8 protein-coding genes are annotated in these 8,199 nt (G+C 69.3%); 3 read left to right on the forward strand and 5 right to left on the reverse strand.

Annotation, left to right across the window (positions count from 1 at the left end; translation table 11 throughout):
• The 3 genes from EB084_14725 to EB084_14735 form a co-directional block, all read left to right on the forward strand.
• A partial coding sequence (locus tag EB084_14725) for an ABC transporter ATP-binding protein (GenBank protein ID NDD29512.1) occupies positions 1-685 on the forward strand: 685 nt, incomplete at its 5' end.
• Positions 682-2,223 (forward strand): hypothetical protein, encoded by a 1,542-nt coding sequence (locus EB084_14730; GenBank protein NDD29513.1) that lies wholly within the window; start codon positions 682-684, stop codon positions 2,221-2,223. The genes EB084_14725 and EB084_14730, both read left to right, overlap by 4 nt.
• Positions 2,220-2,786: a hypothetical protein gene (locus EB084_14735; protein NDD29514.1), complete on the forward strand. Its 567-nt coding sequence runs from the start codon at positions 2,220-2,222 to the stop codon at positions 2,784-2,786. The genes EB084_14730 and EB084_14735 overlap by 4 nt, the downstream gene beginning before the upstream one ends.
• Here the strand turns inward: EB084_14735 and EB084_14740 are convergent.
• The 5 genes from EB084_14740 to EB084_14760 form a co-directional block, all read right to left on the reverse strand.
• Entirely contained in the window at positions 2,773-3,504 is a 732-nt protein-coding gene (locus EB084_14740) for a hypothetical protein (protein NDD29515.1), read from the reverse strand. The two genes, EB084_14735 and EB084_14740, sit on opposite strands and share 14 nt — an antisense overlap.
• A 74-nt stretch (positions 3,505-3,578) precedes the next feature.
• The gene (locus EB084_14745) at positions 3,579-3,977 is read right to left on the reverse strand and encodes a DUF4259 domain-containing protein (GenBank protein ID NDD29516.1); all 399 of its coding nucleotides are present in this window, start codon (positions 3,975-3,977) and stop codon (positions 3,579-3,581) included.
• On the reverse strand, positions 3,974-5,743 hold the full coding sequence (locus tag EB084_14750) for a PAS domain S-box protein (GenBank protein ID NDD29517.1): 1,770 nt from the start codon (positions 5,741-5,743) through the stop codon (positions 3,974-3,976). Before EB084_14750 ends, EB084_14745 begins: the two co-directional genes overlap by 4 nt.
• A complete protein-coding gene (locus EB084_14755; protein ID NDD29518.1) occupies positions 5,625-6,956 on the reverse strand; it encodes a hypothetical protein in 1,332 nt (443 codons plus the stop codon). The genes EB084_14750 and EB084_14755 overlap by 119 nt, the downstream gene beginning before the upstream one ends.
• Positions 6,953-8,197, reverse strand: a complete 1,245-nt coding sequence (locus EB084_14760) for an amidohydrolase (protein ID NDD29519.1) — start codon at positions 8,195-8,197, stop codon at positions 6,953-6,955. The genes EB084_14755 and EB084_14760 overlap by 4 nt, the downstream gene beginning before the upstream one ends.
• Between the last annotated feature and the right edge of the window lie 2 nt (positions 8,198-8,199).

Genomic DNA, 8,199 nt, shown 5'->3' on the forward strand with positions numbered 1-8,199 from the left:
CAGCCTCGAGGTGCTGCGCGACATCTCTCTCGACATCTCGCCCGGGACCATCACCGCCGTGCTCGGCACCAACGGATCCGGGAAGACCACGCTGCTGCGCCTCCTGGCAGGCATTCTCGCCCCGACGCGGGGAGAGGTGCGATACGACGAAGCGGTGCTCACGCGCAGGCGCCTCGACCTGCGACGGCGCGCCATGTTCATCGCTGACGCCCCCCTTGTGCTTCCCGAGAGCGCCCTCATCAGCTGGATCGGCACCTGTCTGCGGGTGTACGAGGTCGAGCGCCCGGACGTTGAGGCGGCGGTGAGCCGGCTGCTCGACGATCTCGATCTCGCGACCATGGCGGGCATCCCCCTGGCCAACCTTTCGAGGGGACAGGTGTACAAGGCCGCCCTCGCTTCCCTTCTGGCCGTCGACCCGGACCTCTGGCTCCTCGACGAGCCCTTCGCTTCCGGCATGGATCCGGCCGCGCTCAGCCTGTTCACCGATGCGGCCCGCGCGGCGGCGGGACGAGGGCGCAGCGTGGTCTTCGGCACCCAGATGCTCGATCTCGCGACGCGGCTGGCCGATCGGGTCATCGTGCTGCACGGGGCAGGCGTGGCCAGGAGCGGGTCGATGCAGGACATCGCGGCCGACGGCGAAGGTCTGCACGCCATGTTCGAGCAGCTGCGCAGAGGGCGCGTGTGAGCGACGCGACGAGAAGATCTCCCGGTGGGGCCACCGCCCGGGTCTGTGCGGCCACGGCGTGCGGCGCCACGGTTCATCTCGTCTCCGGCTTTGATGCCCGCTTCATGGCCCTCGTGGCGAACCTGTGCATCCTCTGGGAGGCAGGCCTGCTGTCGGCGCGGCTGCAGAGGGTGCGGAGGGCGGGCCCCGCCTCGCTGCTGGCCCTTGCGAACCTCCCTGTGAGCGACAGCGTTCTCTTCGAGCGCGCCTTTGGGGCCACCGTGCGCCGAACGGCGGTGGTGGCCGCATTCGCGCTCACCTGGTTTGCCCAGGAAGCGCTGCAGGCGGGGCTTGCCACGTTCCCGTCGGTGGCGCTTGCCATCGGCTGCGCGCTCATGCTGTGGGGGGTCGCCCTCGCTTCGCTGATCGTGCTCGCCGCGTCTCTTCCCCGCATCCCCCTGGTCTTGCGCGTGGGCATCACCGTGCTGCTGGTCGCGCTGGTCTTCGGCTCCGGCGCTTCGGGCGTCGATGAGCGTCTGACGGCGCTCACCTCCGGCTGGGTGCTGGAGATCTTCACGGGTGCCGTTCACCACAAGGCCGCCTGGACGGCGCTGCAGATGTGCGGCCTGCTCGTGGCCCTCGGCGTCGTGAACCTGTCGTGGCTGCGGTCGCGCTACCGGGTTCCGCAATTGATGTGGCGCCAGGTGCCGGGCGAGCTGGTGGTCGACCTGCTCGTGCGTCAAGAGGCGGTGGCGCTGGCTCGGGCATCGGCGGGTGCCGAGGGGAGTGTGCCGGAGGTGCTGCGCCAGCGCGCGGCCCGCAATGTCGCGGTATCGATACGTGAAGCCGTGGCCAGCGGGGGCTGGCGATCGGGCGAGCGCCCCATCGGACCGGTGGAGCGTCTCATCCACGCGCTTCTCTCAGCAGAGCAGCGCGCCCTCGCTTCGTTCGTCTCCCCGCTTCGCAGGGACGTCACCCAGGGATTCCTCTGGGCCGCGGTGGGGCTCCTCGCGGCGGCGCTGGCCGGCGCGCTGGGGCTGCCTGCCAGCGTACAGGGCATCGCTTTCGTCGCCATCATGGTCGCCGCCCTCTCGGTGGGGCGCATCCGAACCCTTCCTGCCTGCGTGCTGCAAGGCGCCCTTCCGGTCGATCCCATCACGCTTCTCTGGATCTCCCTCAAGATCTCCACCATCCGCGTCGGCCTGTGGCTCCCGTTCCTGCTCGTACAGGCCCGGATCGCGGCGACCTGCTGCGCCATGCCGACGGCGCCGTTCCTGGCGGTGCGCTTCGCCCTCCTCGTGCTCGCCTTGCAGCCGCTTGCAGTGGTGACCCACGTGGGCGGCGAGGATGCCGACGCCGGAAGCGCACGTGGATGGGGGGCGGCGGTATCTCGCCTGCTTCCCCTCATCACCGCGGTGCTGTCGGCGGTGGCGGTGGCGCGCATGGTTGCCGAACCCCCATTTGCCGAGACCGGTCTCGTGGCCGCGGTGGCGCTGCTCTCGCTGGGGGCCTTCGTGGCCCAGGGGCTGCGGCTCCAGTGCGACGATGGTCATCGATGACACCACAGCCTCCGCGCAACGCCTTGCAGCGCAACCGTCCGTTCAACAGAGCTGCCCTGACCTTGGCCTTGTTCGCGCTGGCGGCGTCTGCCGCGGTGTCGCGCATGATGTGGATCCCCATCTCCGGGCCCATGTACAAGGCGCCCAAGAAGCACTATGCGACCATCAGCGTGCCGCTCGTGGCACCGGGAGGCGGCGCCGCAACGGGGAGCGTGCGGCTGTACTGCAACGCCGGCGATGACGCCGACCGCCTCGTGGTGCGCGCCTCGGGTCTGGCCCCCTCGGCGCGCTGCATGCTCTGGTTCGCAGACGGCGCCGAGCGTCATGTGGGAGAGCCTTTCGAGGTTGCAGCCGATGTCGACGGGACCCTGCACTTCACGGTTCACGGGGCGCTCTGCGCGCTCAAGGACGCGCCGCTGCTGCTGATCACGGTCGGTGGGGGCGTCGTTCTCCGCGCCGACCTGCGGGCGCCCTCAGTGCCCTCGTCGACGCCGATGACGCCCACCGCGTCGCCTTCGGCGCACGTGCCGGATCTGAAGCTTCGAACGCCTACTCCGCCTTGACCGCCTCGATGAGGTCGAACCAGGCGCAACCGATCCAGCTTGCGATCACGCTCATGAGTGCGATGTCGAGAGCGGCGTCGTAGAGCGTGATGACGCCGCTCAGCAGGGGCGTCATCTGGTGGGAGAACATCAGGTATACCTTCAGGCCGAGCGTGGGCAGCATGCCCAGCACCAGGCGCGTGCCCGCTGCGGTGAGCAGCACGCCCACCACCGGCAGCCAGCGACCATCAGCCAGCAGCGCGCGTCCTCGACGAACCGCCTCCCATCCCTGGAGGCCTTCCTGAGTGACCGCGGGTCCCGCGAATGTGGAGAGCACGACCATCACGAGACCGGGGATCACGAGACAGATGCCTGCGGCGGTCACCGCCCCCGTCACCAGGCAGGTGACGGCCAGGGGAGCCGCCGACCCCATCACCGCGCGGATCGCGTCGCCTGCAGCGGGGCGTTCGCCGCGGCGCACGCGCGCCACGAGCTCGGTGGCGCCGGCGCTGCTCACGATGAGTGATCCGATGCTGAACACGAAGTAGAGGAGGGTGAGCACCCAGCTCTGGAGGGGTGGGTTTGCGAGCTCGAGCACGAGGGCGGGGAGGTAGGCCAGGGCGGTGACGCCCACAAATGCTCCGGGAGCGCGCTCATACACCGACAGGGCCCGCTCGAGCAGCCTCCAGAGCATCAGGTGCCACGGCAGCGCGCCGTCTCTCTCGTCGTTACCGATCACGGGTCTGTCCTCCTCGTGCGCGCGGCGGCTTTCTCAGCAAAACATCGGTGTTTCAGAAGATGCGGTCTCACACTTCACCTGCGCGCGCACAGCTCGGCGAGTCGCGCTTCGAGCAGGTCGATGCGCGCGCCCGTCTCGCTGTCGGCTTCTGGCTGCGCGTGCGCGCGCCGCAGGCGCACGCCGCGCACGGCCTCGCGCGCCTGCTCGAGCGCGTCGTCAGAGGCGTAGATCATGAAGAGCCCTACCAGCTCTCGCGCATCGTCCGGCAGATCGCTGCTCGGACGTCCGCGCGTGGACGCGGCAAGATCGGCGGCGGCCAGAACACGCGCAGTCGTCTCCTCGTCTGCCGCTTCGGCCGCGCCCGCGGTGAGCGTCTCGAGCAGCAGCCGATTGGCGTCATCGCTGTCGAGCAGCGCCCCCACCAGTGTGAGGGCCGCGTCATTGTCGTACACCCCTGGGCCCCACCGATTCATTGCCGCTCTCCTGTCGCGGGCAGCGTGAACCGGAACAGCGACCCGCCGCCGGGATTCGATTCGACCCAGATCCGCCCCCCGTTGCGCTCGACGATCTTCTTGGCGATGGAGAGCCCGATGCCGGTGCCGGGATAGTCTGAACGCGGGTGAAGCCGTTGGAACACGGTGAAGATGCGCTCACGCTGACGTGGGTCGACACCGATGCCGTTGTCTTCCACGGTGAAGGTCCACGTATCGCCGGTTCGGTGGGCGCGCACCTTCACGCGGGGACGTTCCCCCGCGCGTCGGAACTTGATGGCGTTGCCCACGAGGTTCTGGAAGACGCGAGAGAGGGCGACGAGCTCGATGGGAACGCGGGGCAGGCGACCCGCGCGCACGTCAGCGTCGGTCTCCTCGATGCTCTGCCCGAGGTTGGCCACGGCCGTCTGGAAGGCCGCCTCGGCCTCGCAGATCTCGCCGAGCCGGCCCTCGAAGTCGACCCGTGAGTACTCGAGGAGGTCGCGGATCAGCGCCTGCATGCCCCCGGCGCTCTCGATGGCGAAATCGATGAGCCGGACGGCGTCAGCCTCGAGCGTCTGGCCATGGCGCCGCTTGAGCAGGCTGAGGAAGCCGTTGACGACGCGCAGCGGCTCTTGAAGGTCGTGCGAGACGATCTGGGCGAACTGCTGCAGCTCTGCATTCGAGCGCGCCAGCTCGTCGGCGGTCTGCTTCAGGGCGGCCTCTGCGCGCTGCTGTTCCCCCGTGTCGGTGAACGAGATCAGCCAGCTCATCACGTTCTCGCGATGATCGCGGATCGGCGTCATCGAGCCGGTGACGTGCACGGCTGTGCCGTCCTTGCGATACAGCACCGCGCTGCCGTGGTACTCTCCGTGCTGCTGCGCGTATGTCCAGACGCGCAGCAGCTCTGTGACCGACAGCGGGTTCACCGCGAAGATGGGCTGCTCGAGCACCTCTGCCATCGCGTACTGGAACGTGCGCAGGGCGGCGGGATTCACGTAGTCGATGCGGCCCTGGCCGTCGACGATGACGATGCTCGCGCCGCTCTGCTCCGCCGCGGTGTGGAACTTGTCGAGCACGCGCCGCATGCGGCGCTGCTCGCTGACGTCGCGAAACGAGACGATGGCTCCCTGCACCCGCCCTTCGCTGTCTCGCAGGGGGCGGCCCGTGCACGTGATGAGCAGGCCCTCCGGGCGCTCCTCGTTGCGCACGAAGACCTCGTAGTCGTCGCACGGCTGGTCGTTGAGCACGCGCATGAGGGGGAGCTCGGAAGCGGTCAGCGGGGTGGTCTCGTCAGAATGGAAGAGGCCATACTCCTGCTGCCAGTCTTCGGGGGGGCGCGACGTCGCGCCACGCCCGATGATGCGCTGGGCCGCGGGATTGAACACCAGGAAGCGCATCTGTCGATCGGCCACCACCACCCCTTCGCCCAGGCCGTCGACGCACATCTGCAACAGGCCGAGGCGGTTCGCGTCGTCGAGCAGCGAGGCGTCGAGCCGAGCGGTCAGGCTGTTGTCGAGGGCAGGGCCGGTCGAAGCGGCGGAGAGATCGCCGCCTGCAGCCTTGAGAACCGTTGTCGAGGTGCGACCGTTCTTCACCCTGCGATCTTCGAGTCGGGGGGGAAGTCTCCTCGCGCGCGTCCGCGCCGCGTCAGCGCGGGCGGTTGCGGTACCGGTCGTAGAGGGCCTTCTGTCGGTCGCGCAGGTCGATCTCGCGTCCTTGCACCCAGGCGCGCAGCACGTGCGTGCGGGTGTCGAGGATGTCGCCATCGGCCAGGAAGAAGGTGGCTTCCTTGCCGGCAGTGATGCTGCCCAGCCTGTCGGCAAAACCGAATATCTCGGCCGGGCGCAGGGTGATGGCGCGCAGGCTCTCGAGCGCGTCGAGACCCCAGGCGTGGGCGCGCCCTCCCAGATCGGAGAGGTAGCGGGCATTGGAGCCCGCCGCGCCGCTCGAGAGCGCCACCTTCACCCCGGCGGCCACAAGCGTGGCGGGGGCCCTGTACAGCACGTCGTAGGGCTCGTCGACACGCTGGGGCAGGGCGAGCTGCGCTGTGTACACCACCGGCACCCCTGCCGTCGCCAGGGGCTTGGCAAGACGCCACGCGTCACGTCCGCCGAGAAGCACCATGCGGAGGTGACGCTTCTCGCTCCACCTCAGGGCGGCGGCAATCTCGTCGACGCCGTCGGCGCTCACCAGAACGGGGATCTCGCCGCGCACCGCCGCCGCCAGGGCCTCCCACTGCACGTCGCGCTCCTCAGTCGCGCCGGCCTTGCGCGCCGCGGCGTAGGCCCGTCCGTTCTCGAACGCTTCGTCGATGTCGTGCAGCGCCTCGCGCCGAGCCTTCTCCTGCTTCTTCGCGGGTGTGCTCCACGGGGCTCGCTCGATGCCCATCTTCGGCCACCGCACGTGGAGGGCGGCCGGCGCCTTCACCGTCATGTCCTCGCGTGTCCAGCCGCTCAGGCGCATCACGGCGGAACGTCCGGCGATGGCGTCCCCCCGTGGCGTGACCACCGCCGTCATGATGCCGGCCGATAGGGCCACGGGGAGCAGCTGGGAATCCGGGTTGAAGGCCAGATCGGCGCGGGCGTTGGCATTCAGGGGGCCTTTCTCGGCGTCGTCGCGGGTCGAGCGAACCGCGTCGATCTCCACCAGGCCGAGCACCGCGTCTGCCTCGATGAGCGCGGGGTAGAGGTGCAGCCCCTCTGCCCGCACCGTTGGCACGTCGACGGGCGGCGCGCCGCCGCCGACCACAGCGATGCGACCGTCTCTCACCACCACCGTTCCGCCGGGGATGGCCGGACCCGTGGCGGTGTGCACCACGGCCCCCACGAGCGCAAAGGTCGCGGCGTCTGGCGTGGGGCGCTTCGGCCCAGGCCCTTGCGTGCCCGCGGGCTGCTGGGCGATGGCTGGCGTGCGCGGCGAGCAGAGCGCGAGGGCCACGAAGATTGCGATGAGGCAGCGGTGCAGCGATGCGCGTGTCATGGCTTTTCCTCCACATCGGCCTTCGCCGCATGCCTTGCCTTCTCGGTGAGGGCGTGCCGCTCGGCCGCGCGCGCTTTGCTCTCCTCAGCGTCCGCGGCGCGGTCGAAGTATCGGCGCCCCTCGATCCACGTCTGCTCGCAGATCGCCTGCTGGCTCAGCGGATGGGCGCTCCAGATCACGAAGTCTCCGTCCTTGCCTGGCTCCAGGCTGCCGATGCGCTTCTCCACCCCGAGCTGGCGGGCTGGATTGATGGTGACGAAGGCCAGGGCGTCGCTCTCCGGCAGGCTGCCGTAGCGCACGGCCTTGGCGGCTTCGGTGTTCAGGCGGCGCGCCTGCTCGTCAGAGTCGGAGTTGAAGCTCACCACCACGCCGCGATCGTGCATGAGCGCCCCGTTGTATGGAATGGCGTCGATGACCTCGTACTTGTAGGCCCACCAGTCGGAGAACGTCGACGCCATGGCGCCGTGGCGGGCCATCTCGCCGGCGACCTTGTAGCCTTCGAGCACATGCTGGAAGGTCTTCACCCTGAATCCGAACTCCTCCGCCAGGCGCATGAGCATGAGGATCTCGTCCTGGCGATAGCTGTGGCACTGAATCAGGCGGCGGCCATCGAGCACCTCGAGGATTGCGTCGAGCTGAAGGTCTGGGCGCGGCGCGATGGGGCGCCGTCCCGCCGCGTGGGCTTCCCGAGCCGCACGGTAGGCGAGGGCCGCGGTGAAGCGCTCGCGGATGATCTCGGCCACGCCCATCCGGGTGAGGGGATAGCGGTTGTGCGGCCCCCAGTTGGCCTGCTTCGGGTTCTCTCCCAGGGCGAACTTGATGCCCTCGGGCACGTCGCGCATGCAGATGGCGTCAGGGCCCTCTCCCCACTTCCACTTGCAGGTCACCACCTGGCCGCCGATGGCATTGGCCGAGCCATGCATCACGTTGGCCGCGGTGACGCCGCCCGCCAGCTCGCGGTACATGGCGATGGCGAAGGGATCGATGACGTCCTTGATGCGCACCTGTGCCGTGATGGCCAGGGTGCCTTCGTTCACGTCGCCATCGATGGCCGTGTGGCTGTGGGCGTCGATGATGCCGGGGGTGACGTGGCGTCCAGCGGCGTCGATGACCACGGCGCCGGCGGGCGCGGTCAGGCCACTTCCGATGGCCGCCACCTTTCCGCCTCGAACGAGGAGATCGGCGTGCTCGAGGGTTCCTTGTGGTCCCTCGGTCCAGATGGTGGCATTGCGCACGAGCACGG

This window comes from Pseudomonadota bacterium (assembly GCA_010028905.1).
Classification (GTDB): Bacteria; Vulcanimicrobiota; Xenobia; order RGZZ01; family RGZZ01; genus RGZZ01.